Annotated in this window: 13 protein-coding genes; 11 read left to right on the forward strand and 2 right to left on the reverse strand. The window is 55.9% G+C overall.

Features of this window, described 5'->3' with window-relative positions:
- Positions 1-196: 196 nt before the first annotated feature.
- From NT179_01445 to NT179_01495, 11 genes are all read left to right on the forward strand, one after another.
- A complete protein-coding gene (locus NT179_01445) occupies positions 197-3,001 on the forward strand; it encodes a DEAD/DEAH box helicase family protein (protein MCX5720680.1) in 2,805 nt (934 codons plus the stop codon).
- Positions 2,998-4,338, forward strand: coding sequence for a restriction endonuclease subunit S (locus NT179_01450; protein ID MCX5720681.1), 1,341 nt, complete (start codon positions 2,998-3,000; stop codon positions 4,336-4,338). Before NT179_01445 ends, NT179_01450 begins: the two co-directional genes overlap by 4 nt.
- 2 nt (positions 4,339-4,340) lie before the next feature.
- Positions 4,341-6,311, forward strand: a complete 1,971-nt coding sequence (locus NT179_01455) for a hypothetical protein (protein ID MCX5720682.1) — start codon at positions 4,341-4,343, stop codon at positions 6,309-6,311.
- A gap of 241 nt (positions 6,312-6,552) precedes the next feature.
- The gene (locus tag NT179_01460) at positions 6,553-7,248 is read left to right on the forward strand and encodes a hypothetical protein (protein MCX5720683.1); all 696 of its coding nucleotides are present in this window, start codon (positions 6,553-6,555) and stop codon (positions 7,246-7,248) included.
- A 3-nt stretch (positions 7,249-7,251) separates the two neighbouring features.
- Complete coding sequence (locus NT179_01465) at positions 7,252-8,781, forward strand: class I SAM-dependent DNA methyltransferase (GenBank protein ID MCX5720684.1); 1,530 nt, start codon at positions 7,252-7,254, stop codon at positions 8,779-8,781.
- A 45-nt stretch (positions 8,782-8,826) separates the two neighbouring features.
- Complete coding sequence (locus NT179_01470) at positions 8,827-9,564, forward strand: UPF0149 family protein (protein MCX5720685.1); 738 nt, start codon at positions 8,827-8,829, stop codon at positions 9,562-9,564.
- A gap of 196 nt (positions 9,565-9,760) precedes the next feature.
- On the forward strand, positions 9,761-9,967 hold the full coding sequence (locus NT179_01475; GenBank protein ID MCX5720686.1) for a 2-oxoisovalerate dehydrogenase: 207 nt from the start codon (positions 9,761-9,763) through the stop codon (positions 9,965-9,967).
- Complete coding sequence (locus NT179_01480) at positions 9,964-10,206, forward strand: type II toxin-antitoxin system HicA family toxin (GenBank protein ID MCX5720687.1); 243 nt, start codon at positions 9,964-9,966, stop codon at positions 10,204-10,206. Before NT179_01475 ends, NT179_01480 begins: the two co-directional genes overlap by 4 nt.
- 318 nt (positions 10,207-10,524) lie before the next feature.
- On the forward strand, positions 10,525-11,913 hold the full coding sequence (gene hflX / locus NT179_01485; GenBank protein ID MCX5720688.1) for a GTPase HflX: 1,389 nt from the start codon (positions 10,525-10,527) through the stop codon (positions 11,911-11,913).
- A 529-nt stretch (positions 11,914-12,442) separates the two neighbouring features.
- Positions 12,443-12,712, forward strand: coding sequence for a type II toxin-antitoxin system RelE/ParE family toxin (locus tag NT179_01490; GenBank protein ID MCX5720689.1), 270 nt, complete (start codon positions 12,443-12,445; stop codon positions 12,710-12,712).
- A 344-nt stretch (positions 12,713-13,056) separates the two neighbouring features.
- Positions 13,057-13,731, forward strand: coding sequence for a M50 family metallopeptidase (locus NT179_01495; protein ID MCX5720690.1), 675 nt, complete (start codon positions 13,057-13,059; stop codon positions 13,729-13,731).
- A 50-nt stretch (positions 13,732-13,781) separates the two neighbouring features.
- Here the strand turns inward: NT179_01495 and NT179_01500 are convergent, their stop codons facing one another.
- A complete protein-coding gene (locus tag NT179_01500) occupies positions 13,782-14,138 on the reverse strand; it encodes a helix-turn-helix transcriptional regulator (GenBank protein ID MCX5720691.1) in 357 nt (118 codons plus the stop codon).
- 154 nt (positions 14,139-14,292) lie between these two features.
- Positions 14,293-15,942 (reverse strand): phosphoglucomutase (alpha-D-glucose-1,6-bisphosphate-dependent), encoded by a 1,650-nt coding sequence (gene pgm / locus NT179_01505; protein MCX5720692.1) that lies wholly within the window; start codon positions 15,940-15,942, stop codon positions 14,293-14,295.
- Positions 15,943-16,008: the final 66 nt, after the last annotated feature.

Consider the following 16,008-nt stretch of genomic DNA (forward strand, 5'->3'; position numbering starts at 1 on the left):
CAGTAGGAAACAACGCGTATGGCACGTCAACACGACGCCGAAAAGCGCGACCTTATTAAGCCACAGAAACGGAAAAGACCAGACCAACCAGATAGACCAGCCCAGCGCCTCGCTCCTCCGGTCACGTCCGCGAAAGCCAAAGGTGTCCCTACGGAGAAGCGTGATTTATTGCAGGGAAAGGGGTATTCTGCGCTCCATGCCGACTCCCGAAGATCAAGCGCGTGAACACATCGACCAGGCACTTGAACAGGCTGGATGGAGAGTCCAGGACTATAAGAGCGCCAATCTTCATGCCGGGAGGGGCGTGGTCCTCAGAAATTTTCCCCTCGTGAGCGGGCACGGCTTCGCGGATTATCTCCTCTATGTGGACGGTAAGGCAGCCGGCATCATCGAAGCCAAGAAAGAAGGCGTGACACTCATTGGCGTGGAAGTTCAGGCCGAGAAGTACAGCAAGGGTCTCCCCGCGGACTTGCCTGCCCATATCAGACCATTGCCATTTCTGTATCAGAGCACCGGCGTGGAAACGCGATTCACGAACGGCCTCGATCCTCAACCTCGCAGCCGCCCGGTGTTCAGCTTCCACCGACCCGAGACGCTGGCCGCTTTGATTCCGCAGCCAGGCGAAGCCCCAAAGGATCTTCACGGCGCATCCCTAGCTGCTGAAACGGCGACCACCTTCCGCGCTCGTCTGAGAACCCTGCCACCCTTGAGCACCGCCGGCCTCTGGCCCGCGCAAATCACCGCCATCAATAATCTCGAAAAGTCGCTGGCTCAGGATCGTCCTCGCGCCTTGATCCAAATGGCCACCGGCAGCGGCAAGACCTTCACCGCTATTAACTTCATCTACCGACTCATCAAGTTCGGCGGCGCGCGCCGCGTGCTCTTCCTCGTCGATCGCGGCAACCTCGGCGACCAGACGCTCAAGGAATTCCAGCAGTACGTCTCGCCCTACAACAACTTCAAGTTCACCGAAGAGTTCATTGTCCAGCGGCTGGCGGGCAATACCCTCGATACCACCGCGCGCGTCTGCATCAGCACCATCCAGCGCATGTATTCGATGCTGAAGGGGCGGGAGCTGTCGGACGAGGACGAAGAAGCCTCCGTCTCCGGCCTCGAACGGCTCTTCAAACAGCCAGAGCCCATTGACTACAATCCGGCCATTCCGATTGAAACCTTCGACATCATCGTCACCGACGAATGCCACCGGTCCATCTACAACCTCTGGGCGCAGGTGCTGGAATACTTCGATGCTCACCTCATCGGCCTCACCGCCACGCCCAACAAGCAGACCTTCGGCTTCTTCAATCAGAACCTCGTCATGGAATACAACCACGAGCAGGCCGTAGCCGACGGCGTCAACGTCAACTACGACGTGTACCGCATCCGCACCGCCATCACGCGGGCGGGCTCGACGGTCGATGCCGGATACAGCGTGCAGGTGATGAATCGGGAAACGCGCGCAAAACGTTGGGAGCGGCTTGACGACGAATTCGCCTACGATCCCGACCAGCTCGACCGCGACGTGGTCGCCCCGGACCAGATCCGCACCATCGTCAAAGCCTTCAAGGACAAACTCTTCACCGAGATATTTCCCGGCCGCACCGAGGTGCCCAAGACCCTCATCTTCGCCAAGGACGACGCCCACGCGGAGAACATCGTCGAAATCCTCCGCGAGGAGTTCGGCAAGGGCAACGAGTTCGCCCAGAAGATCACCTATCGCACCACCGGGGTGACTCCCAAGGAGCTCATCAAGGCCTTTCGCAACAGCTACCATCCCCGCATCGCCGTCACGGTAGACATGATCGCCACCGGCTCCGACATCAAGCCCGTCGAGATCGTCGTCTTCATGCGCGCGGTCAAATCCCGCACCTTCTTCGAGCAGATGAAGGGCCGGGGCGTCCGCGTCATCAAGCCGGACGATCTCAAAGCTGTCACGCCCGACGCCACAGCCAAGGATCACTTTGTCATTGTCGATGCCGTCGGTGTCTGCGAACAAGACAAGACCGACGCCAGGCCGATGGAGAAAAAGCCTAGCGTCGCATTTGAAAAGCTGCTCCAAGCCGTAGCATTGGGGAATACGGAAGAAGACGTGCTCACCAGCATCGCCGGACGACTCGCCCGCATGGAGCACCGCATCACGAAGGAAGATGAGCAGGCCATCAGCAAAGCCAGCGGCGGCCTCTCGCTCAAAGACCTCAGCCGGAGTCTCGTGGAAGCGGTCAATCCTGATCGGCAGGAAGAACGGGCAACGCAGCAATTTGGCACAAGTAAACCGACTGAGCAGCAGATTCAGCAGGTGGCCAGCGCATTGATTCAAGAAGCGGCCAAGCCGTTTCACGATCCAAAATTCCGCGAACTTCTGATCGAGATCAAAAAGAAGAACGAACTCACCATCGACCATGTGAGTCAGGACCAAGTCATCGAAGCAGGCTTCAGCGCCGACGCGTTAGCGCGCGCCCGCACCATCGTACAGTCGTTCGAACAATTCATCACACAGCACAAAGACGAGATTACCGCCCTGCAAGTTCTCTACAGCAAGCCCTACAAGCAGCGGCTCAAGTTCGAAGACATCAAGGATCTCGCCACCGCCATCGAAAAACCGCCCTATCTCTGGAATGAATCCCAACTCTGGCAGGCCTACGCCGCATTGGAGAAGTCGAAGGTCAAAGGCGCGAGCGGGAAGCGCATCCTGACGGACTTGGTTTCCCTCGTCCGCTTCGCCACACACCAGGATAACGAGCTGGTGCCATTTCCCGAGAAGGTCAATGCCAACTTCAAGGCTTGGTTAGGGGAGCAGGAGAAAAGAAGGAAGTTCACCGACGAGCAGCGCCACTGGCTGGAGATGATCCGCGACCATGTCGCCGCGAATCTTGTGGTTGAGCCAGACGATTTCGAGTATGCGCCCTTCGCGCAAGAAGGCGGGCTTGGGAAGGTACACCAGGTCTTTGGTGGCGAATTGAACAAACTTATTGAAGAGCTGAACGGAGCGTTAGCCGCGTGAGCGACCGAGAGCAACTAGGCGGCCCGCAGGGATGGAAACGGACAACATTGGGGGACGCACTGCCTATTCATTATGGCAAGGCTCGCAATGACAGGCACGGAACAGTGCGAGTCAATACACCAGTCTATGGTTCAAGTGGAAGAATCGACACTTTCAATCGGGCGTTAACTAGCGGGCCGAGTCTAATAATAGGTCGCAAAGGAAATGTAGGAGCGGCGTATTACTCTCCTGAACCATGTTGGCCAATTGACACGGTTTACTTTACCGAGGCCTCCGAAGAAGAGGATCTCCGCTTTTTTAAGTACCTCCTCGATCATCTCCAACTTGTAAGGAAGGATCGCTCTACAGCGGTGCCGGGATTAAGTCGAGACGACTACAATGCGACGGAGGTCCTTGTACCAGAGCTTGACCAACAACGTCTCGTCGTCGCGGAGATCGAAAAGCAGTTCTCTCGCCTCGACGAAGCTGTGGCCAACCTCAAGCGCGTCAAAGCCAACCTCAAACGCTACAAAGCTGCCGTCCTCAAAGCCGCCGTCGAAGGCAAACTCACCGAAGACTGGCGCAGGCAACATCCGGACGTGGAACCAGCCAGCAAACTCCTCGAACGCATCCTCGCCGAACGTCGCAAGAAGTGGAATGGCAGAGGGAAATACAAAGAGCCGACCGCGCCGAACACATCCGATTTGCCTGAACTTCCAGATCTGTGGGGTTGGGCAACAATGCCACAACTAGGTGAACTGAACCGCGGCAAATCTAAACACCGGCCCCGAAACGATCTCAAACTATTTGGAGGTCCGTATCCCTTTATTCAGACCGGCGATGTAAGACGCTCTGGCGGGTTTGTTCGTTCTCACAGTCAGACTTATAACGAGTCAGGCTTAGCGCAAAGCCGTCTGTGGCCAGCAGGAACCCTGTGTATTACAATCGCGGCCAATATTGCGGAGACAGGTATTCTGACTTACTCGGCATGCTTTCCAGATAGCGTAGTGGGTTTTGTTTTCGATAGCGTCCCTGTGACCGTCCGGTTTATCGATTTGTTCTTTCGGACCGAGAGAGAGGAAATCGCAAGATTTGCCCCAGCGACAGCGCAGAAGAATATCAATCTTGAAATCCTTTCTGCAGTCGCCATTCCGATTCCTCCATTTGAAGAGCAAAATGAAATCGTTGCTGAAGTCGAGCGCCGTCTCTCCGTTATCGAGGCACTCGAAGCTGCCGTCCAGGCCAACCTCACCCGTTCCGACCGCCTGCGGCAGTCGGTGCTGAGAGTGGCATTTTTCGGAAAGATGACACTGGAGAGTAATAGGGCGGTAGAAAAGGAACGTCACTCAAGGACCTGACTATGACAACTCTTAAGGCCTTCGTTGGCCACAGCTTCACAGCAGATGACGAAGCTGTGGTTCGCACATTCCTCAAGTACTTTGACCAGGTTGAAGAGCTAAACATCGGCTTCTCCTGGGAGCATGCTGAATCAGCTGAAGCAAAAGAGCTGGCTGAAAAAGTGCTGAAGTTGATGGAAGGTAAGAATTTGTTTATTGGGATCTGCACAAAAAAGGAAGCAACTATCCTTCTAGGCAATCTCTCCAGGGCGAAATTAAACAAGTCAATTTTAAAAGGCAGAGAGGGCGATTTTCTGTGGAAAACTTCTGATTGGATCATACAAGAAATAGGTCTAGCGGTTGGAAAGGGTATGGACCTTATACTCCTTGTGGAGACAGGGATACGGCAGCCGGGAGGGCTACAGGGGAATAAGGAGTACGTCTCTTTTGACCGTCAGGCTCCTGAGAAGTCCTTCGGCAAGATTTTAGAAATGATTCAGTCTCTTATTCCTAAGGCCAAGAGTTTAGCTGCTGAAGGTTCAGGGACACGCGCGGCATCAGCCGAAAAAGTTGAGACCGAAGAAAAGAATAGTGAGGATTGGTGGAAACCCAAGGCTGATTGGAAGAGGGAAGACTTCGAGGTTGTATGGGAGCACATGATCGCCACGGAGAACAAGGACGGCGCAGACGAGATTAGCCATGCTTACCTGGCGACACAGGAAGGGCAATCCTCACAGAATCGAGATAGCTGGGAGGCCCATCAGGAATATTATCGTCTGGAATTCGGTAAGGGCGGTAACCTGACAAATTTAGATGAAATGGCAAGAGTCCACCCTGAGAACTCAGATGTCCAGGAGTATCAAGCAAAGGGCTACCAGAAGTATGGAGAGCAAGAAAAAGCAGCGCAGCTTTTCGAAGCTGCGGCAAAGAAGGCAGGAAATCCAAAGCAACAGCTAGCGCGATATGGTGATGCAGCACTAGCTTACGCGCGAGCAGGCCAGAAGGCAGCCTCGAAACGTGTACTCGAAATAATGAAGGAAATTGCGCCACAAATAGAGAAGGGGATAGAACGGCTCATTAGGGCTTTGCGTGATATAGCAGAAGCCGAAAAGGATAAAGACTGTTTTTTTGGCCTGACAGAAACGCTGCTCGATATATGCCCTGGTGACATAGACGCGAGGTTTTCTTTGGCCTTCAAGTATTCTGAAGAAGGGCAGGCGGAACTTTCTCTTTATCATTACATGAAAATTCCATATCAACAGAGGGAAGCGGCAACGTGGAATAATCTTGGAGTTCAGTTCGCTCACTTTAATCTGGAAAGTAAGTCCGTCAGGGCTTACCGAACAGCTGAAAAGCTTGGGGAAACTTTGGCTATGAGTAATCTTGCTCAGAAGCTAATTGGCGCTGGGTTCCTGGAAGAGGCAGAGGACATTTGCAATCGGGCTACTAAGATAGAGAACTACCACAAGAATGTGGGATACGCGATTACGCGAATTAAAGAAACCCCAGAGGGGGAAGAAAAGAAAGAAGCTGACGTCATCAAATCAATCACTCCCGTCAGCGAGTTCTACAAGCACTATGGCCGCGCAATCACTGCGAGTCAGATCGCTGAATGTGGAGGCAAATGGAAAGGACCCGATTGTGAATTAACGATAACCGTAAAAGGCAGTACTTTCCTTGCGGTAGGCAGTTACGAACAATCGGTCTCATCTTCTTTGGCGCTATTGCTTATAACTCCCCCATTATCATCAGCAAAGACGATTCGTTACTTAGTAAGGTATGAGGGAACAGTTGTTGGTCGTGCCGTAAAGGCCGTAGTCACTCGAAAGAAGGAAGGGGCGACTGATGCCCCAACAGGTCTCATTGGGTTCGGGTTTGCAGACGAGGGGAAAGATGTCTTACTGATTATGGCGGAATCGCATAGAGAAATGCGCTCCTGCGAAAAGAGTGCCGCAAAGGATAAGCAGCTCTTTACGTTGAATCGCATTGACTAGAACAAAGCCTTGATAAGATGGTCAAAGAGATGGCAACTCCCATCGTCCCCAAACTCTGGAGCTACTGCAACGTCCTCCGCGACGACGGGATGACCTGCGACAGCTATGACGAGCAGTTGAGGTATTTACTTTTGCTCGAAATTTCGGATGACGGGCGCATAGCACTGCCCCGCCGGGCCGATCACTACTGTAATTAGCCGTGGCGTGAGGTTTACGCATGGGAGCTAGTGATGGTAACCGTATGAGCACTACAAAAGATTTCCACCCTGAGCTTTTGCGCCCACTCGGACAGGGCTGCGAACCAGATCCTCGGAATACATCCTTCGTGACACCTGATCATGAGACAGGAAACTTTATTCCTTTGGATCTTCGTAATCAGCATGAAGCGGTATCCAAACATACTCTCCACGCAAAGGTTCCCGAAGACATCATGATGCAGTTTGAAACCGCGAGGAATCTCTATCTGTATGCTTGGTTCGTGTATCGCTTCTATCCCGTCTGCGAACATCATGCGTTGGTATGTCTAGAGCTCGCGCTTCGGGAACGCTATGAGCATGAAGCGCCGAACGAATACCGCAATAGAGACGGCAAGCTGTATTTGAAAAGAGCGCTACGCTACGCCATTGATCATGGTCATGTGAAGCATGAGGGATTTCGGCGATGGCGTGAGGCTGCCCAACGGCGAGCGCTACTGCGCTATCAGACGGAAAAGACCGATGAAATGTATGCCAAAGGGTTAAAGGAAATTGATCTCGATTATTCCGAGGCCACGGTGACCGACGCAGACCGCAATCTGGAGTACCTAAACTTTCTCGCAAGCTATCTGCCTGAGATTCGTAACCACTATGCTCACGGAACCTCTATGCTCCACAACCAGGTCTTGACGACACTGGAAGTCGCCTCAGAGATTATCAACCAGATTTACCCCGCAAAGTAAAATATGGCGCCGAATCAAATCGTTCAAAAACTCTGGAACTACTGCAACGTCCTCCGCGACGACGGGATGAGTTATGGCGACTACGTCGAGCAGTTGACGTATTTGCTCTTTCTTAAGATGGCCGACGAGCACACAAAGCCCCCATACAACCAGCCCAGTCAGATTCCCGATAAGTACAGTTGGCCCAGTCTCCTCAAGAAGGACGGCGACGACCTATTCGACCACTACCGCCATCTCCTGGAGGAACTCGGTAAAGGGAAGGGCATGCTCGGCCTGATCTTCACGAAGGCCCAGAATAAATTCCAGGACCCCGTGAAGCTTCGGCGGCTGATTGTGGATCTCATCGATAAGGAAGACTGGTCCACGATGAGCGCCGATGTGAAAGGGGATGCCTACGAAGGCCTCCTGGAGAAGAACGCGCAGGACACCAAATCCGGCGCGGGACAATACTTCACCCCACGGCCGTTGATTGTCGCGATGGTGGAGGCCATTGCCCCAAAGTCCAGCGAGACCATCTGCGACCCGGCCTGCGGGACCGGCGGGTTTTTTCTGGCCGCACACGACTACCTGGTGAAGCACAATCCCAACCTCACCAAGGACGAAAAACGACAACTGAAGCAAGGCACGTTCAAGGGATGGGAATTGGTCCAAAGCACGGCCAGGCTCTGCGCGATGAATCTAATGCTCCACGGAATCGGGAGCGACAAAGACCTGCCCATCGTCGTATCCGACTCCTTGGCCGCTGACCCTGGGGATCGGTTCGATATCGTGATGACCAATCCGCCCTTTGGGAAGAAGAGCAGCACGACCATCGTCGGCGAAGAGGGACAAGTCTCCAAGGAGCGGGACATCGTCGAGCGTGACGACTTCTGGGCGACGACTTCCAATAAACAACTTAATTTCGTCCAGCACGTTAAAACGTTGCTGAAACAAAATGGCCGCGCCGCCGTCGTGGTCCCTGACAATGTGCTTTTCGAAGGCGGGGCGGGGGAAACCGTCCGCCGCAAGCTCCTGCACGAGTTCGATGTGCACACGCTCCTGCGTCTGCCAACCGGCCTCTTCTATGCGCAGGGTGTGAAAGCCAACGTGCTTTTCTTCGACAAGAAGCCAGCGAGCGAAACGCCCTGGACCAAGAAGCTCTGGATCTACGACCTGCGCACCAACCAACACTTCACGCTCAAGACTGATCCATTGAAGCGTGAAGACCTCGACGAGTTCGTGAAATGCTACAACGGCAATCTCGACCGGCCCGACAAGCAGGCCGGAGGCAATCGCCACACCCGCAAAGCCACCTGGTCCGACAAAAAGCCAGACGGCCGCTGGCGCGCTTACAACTACGACGAGCTCATCGCCCGCGACAAAGCCAGCCTCGACATCTTCTGGCTCAAAGACGATAGCCTCGAAGACAGCGCCAATCTTCCCAATCCCGACATCATCGCCCAAGAAATCGTCGACGATTTAGAAGCTGCGCTAGAACAGTTCCGGCTGATTGCGAATGATCTCGGCGGGGAGACTCCAACAGAATCCGTGTAAAAAAAGTCATAGATTGCGCGATGCGGAACAGAGGTTTTGAGCAGGATGAACACGATTTCCCCTTTCACGGCTAGCCATGCGGCGCTCTTGGAGCGCTTTCTGTCCTCGCCGCAGCGCCCGAAGGACACATTGAACTATCCGCAACTGGCTGGGTTCTTATTCGCGATGGCGAATGGGCCGGAGATGATCACCCCGTCAGAATGGATTCCGATGGTCTTCAATGACCAGGAAGCCCGGTACGAGACCCGAGGTGAGGCGGAGCAGGTTCTCCACGCCATGATGGCCCTCTACAACCACTGCGGCCAGGAACGAACCGGTGAGAGTGTCTGTCTTCCGCCAGGCTGCGAGATCAGATCTGCGCCGTTGGACAATTTGCTTGCTGATGCGTCGATGAGCCACTGGGCGCAGGGGTTTTCAATGGGGCATGATTACCTTGTGGAGATCTGGAACGACTATACGCCAGAGGAATTGGATGAGGAGCTGGGCTCAATACTGATGGTGCTGACGTGTTTCGCCTCTCCAAAACTTGCCAGGGCCTATCACAAGGAGGGGAAGGGAAAGACGAGCTTCGAGCAGTTTATCGAGACGGTGGTCTCGATCTTCTCCGCTGCGATGCGAGAGTATGCGCACCTCGGACGGTCGATCTTTCAGGCGCGGCGTGAAGCGGGCGATCTTGACCCTACGATATCGGCTCGTCCGAAGATCGGACGGAACGGGAAAACAAAGGGGTCGGGAATCTTTTCTCGCCGCCCGCCATCACCGACGACCTCGAAGCCGCGTTAGACCAGGTTCGATGATGTGCGAGGGGGCGAGCAGGGGCCGACCTTCGAGAGTGCTGGGTTCTGGGTTCTGAGTTCTGAGGTTAGAACGTGGGTGAATCAACGTCTCGTCGCGCTCTTGCGGTAAGCTGTTGCAGGCTGGACATTGGGTGCGTGCGGGACTACCATATGTCACAGAAACCTCTTGATGAGACATGGCCATGAGCGAATTAATATTTGTGGTAGAAGAGGCTCCTGAGGGCGGGTATATCGCACGCGCGCTCGGGCAGTCGATCTTCACGGAAGCGGACACCCTGGCGGAATTGCCGGAGAAAGTCCGTGAAGCGGTTCGTTGCCACTTTGAGGAGGGCCACGCTCCCAAAGTCGTCCGCCTGCACCACGTCCGCGAGGAAGTTATCGCCGTATGAGGCTTCCCCGCGATCTGTCCGGAAGCGATCTCGCTCGGGCTCTTCGCAAGCTCGGTTACTCGACAACCCGTCAAGCAGGTAGTCACCTTCGACTGACTACCCATGAGCATGGCGAGCATCATCTCACGATCCCCCAACATACTCCGCTGCGCATCGGCACCCTCTCGGCCATTCTTGCCGATGTGGCTGCACATTTCGATATCACCCGGGAACAGTTACTTGAACAGCTGTTTGGGTAGATAAGCGAACAGGGTAGAGCCACTGCCAATGTGATCCTGGGCTTCCATCCGACACGCCATCCCATGTCTCACTTAGCGCTGATTTCATGTCTCCACCGCGCCGCCGATGGCGAATCCCAAATCTGAGGGCTTCCCGCCAATCGCGCCTGTTCACATATCGCCCGCAACGGCCTCTGCCTGACGTGTCCTTTCTGGATCATGTCACGGGAATGATCGCTGGACGTCTATAGAGATCCTGCGACGCGAACTGACTTGAACATGACATTTCCTGTTAAGATACAGACCCCTCACCACGATGTAGCCAAGGAAAAATCAGCCATGTCGACGCCCGCACAATCGAATGCCGTACTTGTCGCGATCCGCACCCCTCGCGTAACCGTGGAGGAGCTGGAGAGTTCGCTGCAAGAGCTCACCCGTCTTGTGACCACCCTCGGGCACACCGTCGTGGGCCATGTGACGCAAAAGCGTAGTTCCGATAAATATGCGGCGGTCCTGGGTCAGGGAAAACTTGCGGAGTTGGCACAGTGGACCGGTGGTTCCGGGAAAGTCGCGGTGGCGTTTGAACGGCCGATGCACAAAGCGGCTTCGAAGCGCGAGGCGGCGGCCTCGGACGTCACGGAGGAATCAGAAGACGACGAATCGGATGACACCGGCGAGGCCGCATCAGGCCCTCGCGAACAGGCGCAGATCGTCATCGTGGACTGTGATCTGTCGCCGTCCCAGTTGAAAAATCTTGAACGTGCAGCCGGCGTGCCGGTGCTCGATCGTACCGGTGTCATCATTGAGATTTTCAGTCGACATGCTCGCACCAGAGCGGCCCGGCTTCAAGTGGAGATCGCGCGGCTCAATTATCTTGCGCCGCGTTTGCGGGAAACCGGCGGCGCCAGCGAGCGGCAAGGCGGGGGGGTCGGAGCCAAAGGGTCAGGAGAGACGAGTCTTGAGCTCGATAAGCGCAGAGTCCGCGATCGCCTGAAGGAACTCAGGGCGGAATTGGCGGCGATCGGGGACGAGCATCAGACGCGCCGCGCGAGACGGGAACACGAATTGACGGTCGCGCTCGTCGGGTACACCAATGCCGGCAAATCCTCGCTGATGCGCGCGATGACGGGCATCGATGTGCTCGTGGCCGACAAGCTGTTCGCCACACTCGATACCACGATCCGGCCCCTGTATCCTGACACGCGTCCCAAAGTGCTCCTGTCCGATACGGTCGGATTTATCAAAAAACTCCCGCATGACCTGGTGGCGTCGTTCAAGTCGACGCTGGATGAGGCGGCCAATGCCTCGCTGTTGCTGTTTGTCGTCGATGCCTCAGATCCGTCCTTTCGGTCCCAGCTCGACGTCACGCGGACGGTGTTAGCCGAAGTCGGCGCCACGGATATTCCCAGCCTCGTGGTGTTGAATAAGCAAGATCGTCTCGGACCGGACGAGCTCGCGGCCCTGAAGGCGGAATATCCCGACGCCTTTTTTCTGTCCACGAGAAGCAAAGACGATCTGCAGGCGCTCCGTGAGCGCATTATGCGGCACTTTGAGCGCGAGATGGTCGACGAGGAATTACATATTCCGTTTACGGCTCAAGGAATCATGGCAGAGATCCGCACCAAGATGCGGATCTTGTCCGAAGCCTATGATGCCGAGGGTCTCACGGTACGGGTGCGATCGACCCCTGAGGACCTGACCAGCATCAAAAAGAAGCTCGCGCGATGAGGTGAAACACAGGGGTGGGGAGTCGTTCTTTCGTCTGGAGTGCTCTGACAGATTTATCTGGTTCATTTGGTCTGTCTGGTTCTTCTGGTCTGTTTGGTCTGTCTTGTCGATGGGGCCGCGCGAGGCAAGCGGGACTGGCGGGATGGGACGTGAGGCGTGAGAGGTGAAACGAGGCGAAGAAGGTCTGTCTGGTCGATCTTGTCGGTCTGGTCGATCGTGTTGGCCGGACTGAAAACCTCACCAGAATGACCAGATAGACTAGACCGACGAGACAGACCATCCCGCTTGCTTCTCGACAACTTCTCCTAAGTGAGTTATAAGATCACTATGTTGGCTAAACAATCTCCAAAAACAACAACACCTCGGCCACGGTACGTGACTGACCATCAGGGAAAGCGAACCGGGGTGGTGCTGTCGCTCAAGCGGTATTCTCGTCTGATGGAAGACCTGCACGATCTCGCGGTGGTGGCTGAACGGCGGGCTGAAAAGCCCGTGAGCGCTAACGACATGAGAAAGCGGCTCCAGAAACGTGGCCTCGTATAGCCTCAACTTCAAGCCGTCCGTCGAGAAAGATCTTCAGTCTATTCCGCGTTCCATTGCCTCTCGCATTCTTGACCGAATCGACCGCTTGCCGGTTCATCCGAATCCACCACAATCGACGAAGCTGCAAGGCGCGGAACGCTTGTATCGTCTGCGTGTAGGTGATTATCGGATCGTCTACGAAGTCGATCGCGAGGCCGAACAGATTACAGTGCACTATGTCCGCCACCGGCGTGAGGTGTATCGGACGCTTCGCTAAGAGTTGGGGTAAGCGGTCTTCATCTCTTCTGCCGCCGTACGAATCACTCACAGTAGTCCTTATGGCGGTGTGGCGCGTGCCGCAACCTGTGCCGCCATCCTCGCACGGCTTCAAGAGTTGAAACACAGGGATCGGGAGTCGTTCTTTCGTCTGGAGTGATCTGACAGATTTATCTGGTTCATGTGGTCTGTCTGGTTTATTTTGTCGGCAGGATCGGACGCTCACCAGACAAACCAGACAGACTAGAAGGGCCAGATAGACCAAACAGACGAGCCGCGCGCGTATTGCGCGAGCATAGGACCCTATCGGCTCGTGACGAATTTGGTGGTGAAGGGCAGGATTGTTTGGGGCACCAATTTTTCGGTGTATTGCTCAAAGTTATCAAATGGCCACTGGCGCTCTGGGTCGCGGCGTTTTCCCCGGCCATTGCGATTGAGTTTTGGGGCTCGCTCTCCACTGCGATGGCGGCGTCTGAACGGCTGGCGTATTTTTTTCTGGGGCTCGTCGCGTATGGGGGGCTCTGGTGGGCCGTCTTTCGCAAGACATCGCTCACATGGCTCAGTACGCTTGAGCATGAATTCACGCATTGTCTCTTTGCCTGGGCCACCTGTAATCGAGTGACAGGTTTCAACGCGACGTTTCGGGCTGGGGGGCATATGACCTATCGAGGCACCCCGAACTGGCTCATTCCGGTTGCCCCGTACTTTTTCCCCACGGTCACGATTGGCTTACTCGCAGGCCTCTACGTGAGCGATCTCGCCCTGAGAGACTGGATGCTCTGTGCCCTCGGCGCGTCCGTCGCGTATCACGCCACCTCAACGTGGGCGGAAATCCATCCAGGGCAAACCGACTTCCACGATGCAGGCAGGATCTTTTGCCTCTTGTTCTTGCCGGGCGCCAATCTGCTCATCTACTCGATCGTGCTGAACACGGTGGCAACCGGGCAGCTCACCATCCTGGCAAGCCTCCACCATGTACTCGGGTCGGATTGGACCCTGCTCCATTGGGCGATGCGCTAACGGGACAATAAGGGACGGGGAGGCTTTTTTCCGGAGTGGTCGCTGTTCTTCTATCCCGGACGTTTAACGAGCTTCTTGGGTAGGCTGGAACGGACGGTTCCATAGCGTCGCCCGCGAGGAGCTTGCCGCACAGTGACTTCGACATCCTGGCCTAACATGGACAGGAAATGAACCAGACGTTCGACGGAGAACCCGGCCATCTGGCCGGCGAGGAGCTTAGAGACCTTGGCTTGGTCAATGCCGAGTTGGGTTGCCGCTTCCGCCTGCTTCCAGTCTCGGCCTTTGATCGTTTCCTGAAGCGCCTGCAGTAAACTGCTTTTCAGAATCAGCTCCGCGGACCGCTCTTCCGAAAACCCTAGATCGAGAAAAATATTGCCACTGCCTTTTGTCACCGTGGCACGTTTCATACGCCTTCCTCCCTTCGCCACTTGAGCAGATCGGCATAGCGGCTCTGTCCGTCTCTCTGGTTCATGCGGTCGATCCGGTCCGTCTGGTCTGTCCCGTCTGTCTTGTCGATCGGACAGAAAACCCAACCAGAGAGACCAGAGGAGCGCTCTCTTCTTACTTGGCCGAGGCCAGGGCTTTAGTGATGAGGGCCTGCGCTTCGTTCTGAATCTGCTTCAGATGGTCTTTCCCGCGGAAGCTTTCGGCGTAGAGTTTGTACACGTCTTCGGTGCCGGAGGGACGGGCGGCGAACCAGCCTTGCTCGGTTACGACTTTCAATCCGCCAATGGCCGCGCCATTGCCGGGAGCCGTCGTCAATTTCGCGAGGATGGTATCGCCGGCTAATTCTGAGGCCTGCACCTGGTCGGGGGAAAGTTTCGACAGGATGGCCTTCTGCTCCGGCGTCGCGGCTGCATCGATCCGCTCGTAGACTGGCTCTCCCAGTTCTTTGGTCAGCTCCCGATACAGTTCGCCGGGATCGCGGCCGGTCTTGGCCATCATCTCCGCAGCCAGCAAGTCCATGATGAGGCCGTCCTTGTCTGTGGACCAGACCGTGCCATCGCGGCGGAGGAAGGAGGCTCCTGCGCTTTCCTCTCCGCCAAAACCAAGCGAGCCGTCCAACAATCCCTTCACGAACCATTTGAACCCGACCGGCACTTCGATCAGCTTACGTCCGAGCTTGGCCGCGACACGATCGATCAGGCTGCTGCTCACGAGCGTTTTGCCGATCGCGGCATCCGGCTTCCAGTCCGGACGGTTCGCAAAGAGATAGGCGATCGAGACGGCCAGATAATGGTTGGGGTTCATCAGGCCGGACGAGCGGGTGACGATACCATGCCGGTCGTTGTCCGCATCGTTGCCGAAGGCGACATCGAAGCGATCCTTCAGCGCAATGAGGTTGGCCATGGCAGAGGGGGAGGAACAGTCCATGCGGATCTTGCCGTCCCAGTCGAGCGGCATGAAGCGGAAGGTCGGATCGACGGCAGGATTCACCACCTCGATGTTCAAGCCATATCGCTCTGCGATCGGCTGCCAGTAGGCCACCCCGGCTCCGCCGAGCGGATCGATGCCGAGTTTCAAGCCGGCTGACCGCAGCAGGTCCATATCGATGATCTGCGCGAGGTCCCCGATGTAGGTCCCGAGGTAGTCATGGGGCTTGGTCGTTGCGGCCCGTCTGGCGCGGGCGTAGGGGAGGCGGGCCACTCCATGGAGATCGGCCTTCATCAAGGCGTTGGCCCGGTCCTCGATCCACTTCGTCACCACTGTATCAGCCGGCCCACCATGCGGCGGGTTGTACTTGATGCCGCCGTCTTCAGGGGGATTATGCGAGGGGGTGATGACGATGCCGTCTGCCAGGCCGGAGCTCTTGCCCCGGTTGTAGGTGAGGATCGCATGAGAGATCACCGGAGTCGGGGTGTAGCCTCCGTCCCGATCCACCATGACCAGGACTCCATTGGCTGCCAGCACCTCAAGGACGCTGGCAAAGGCCGGCTCAGACAGAGCATGGGTATCCATCCCCAGATAGAGGGGGCCGGTGATGTTCTCTCTCTTGCGGTATTCGTAGGTCGCCTGCGCAACCGCGACGATGTGGACTTCGTTAAAGCTGCGCTTGAAGGAGGTGCCTCGATGGCCCGAGGTGCCGAAGGTGACACGCTGCTCGCGCAGGTTCGCATCAGGCTTCTCGGTGTAATAGGCCGTGATGAGGCGAGGAACATTGACCAGCATCGACGGAGGTGCCGGCTGACCTGCAAGAGAATGGTTGGCCACGATATGATCCTTTGGTCCAGATTGGGAACGGTGTACCGCTGCGCGGTATATCTCTGCTCCAGGGCC

It is taken from the genome of Nitrospirota bacterium, assembly GCA_026387665.1.
Classification (GTDB): domain Bacteria; phylum Nitrospirota; class Nitrospiria; order Nitrospirales; family Nitrospiraceae; genus Palsa-1315.

Bases quoted from the DNA above. Each gene is read 5' to 3' on its own strand.
- NT179_01455 (MCX5720682.1), top strand. From the start codon at position 4,341: ATGACAACTCTTAAGGCCTTCGTTGGCCACAGCTTCACAGCAGATGAC.
- NT179_01465 (MCX5720684.1), top strand. From the start codon at position 7,252: ATGGCGCCGAATCAAATCGTTCAAAAACTCTGGAACTACTGCAACGTC.
- NT179_01460 (MCX5720683.1), top strand. From the start codon at position 6,553: ATGAGCACTACAAAAGATTTCCACCCTGAGCTTTTGCGCCCACTCGGA.
- NT179_01480 (MCX5720687.1), top strand. From the start codon at position 9,964: ATGAGGCTTCCCCGCGATCTGTCCGGAAGCGATCTCGCTCGGGCTCTT.
- NT179_01500 (MCX5720691.1), bottom strand. From the start codon at position 14,138: ATGAAACGTGCCACGGTGACAAAAGGCAGTGGCAATATTTTTCTCGAT.
- NT179_01445 (MCX5720680.1), top strand. From the start codon at position 197: ATGCCGACTCCCGAAGATCAAGCGCGTGAACACATCGACCAGGCACTT.
- NT179_01470 (MCX5720685.1), top strand. From the start codon at position 8,827: ATGAACACGATTTCCCCTTTCACGGCTAGCCATGCGGCGCTCTTGGAG.
- NT179_01475 (MCX5720686.1), top strand. From the start codon at position 9,761: ATGAGCGAATTAATATTTGTGGTAGAAGAGGCTCCTGAGGGCGGGTAT.
- hflX (MCX5720688.1), top strand. From the start codon at position 10,525: ATGTCGACGCCCGCACAATCGAATGCCGTACTTGTCGCGATCCGCACC.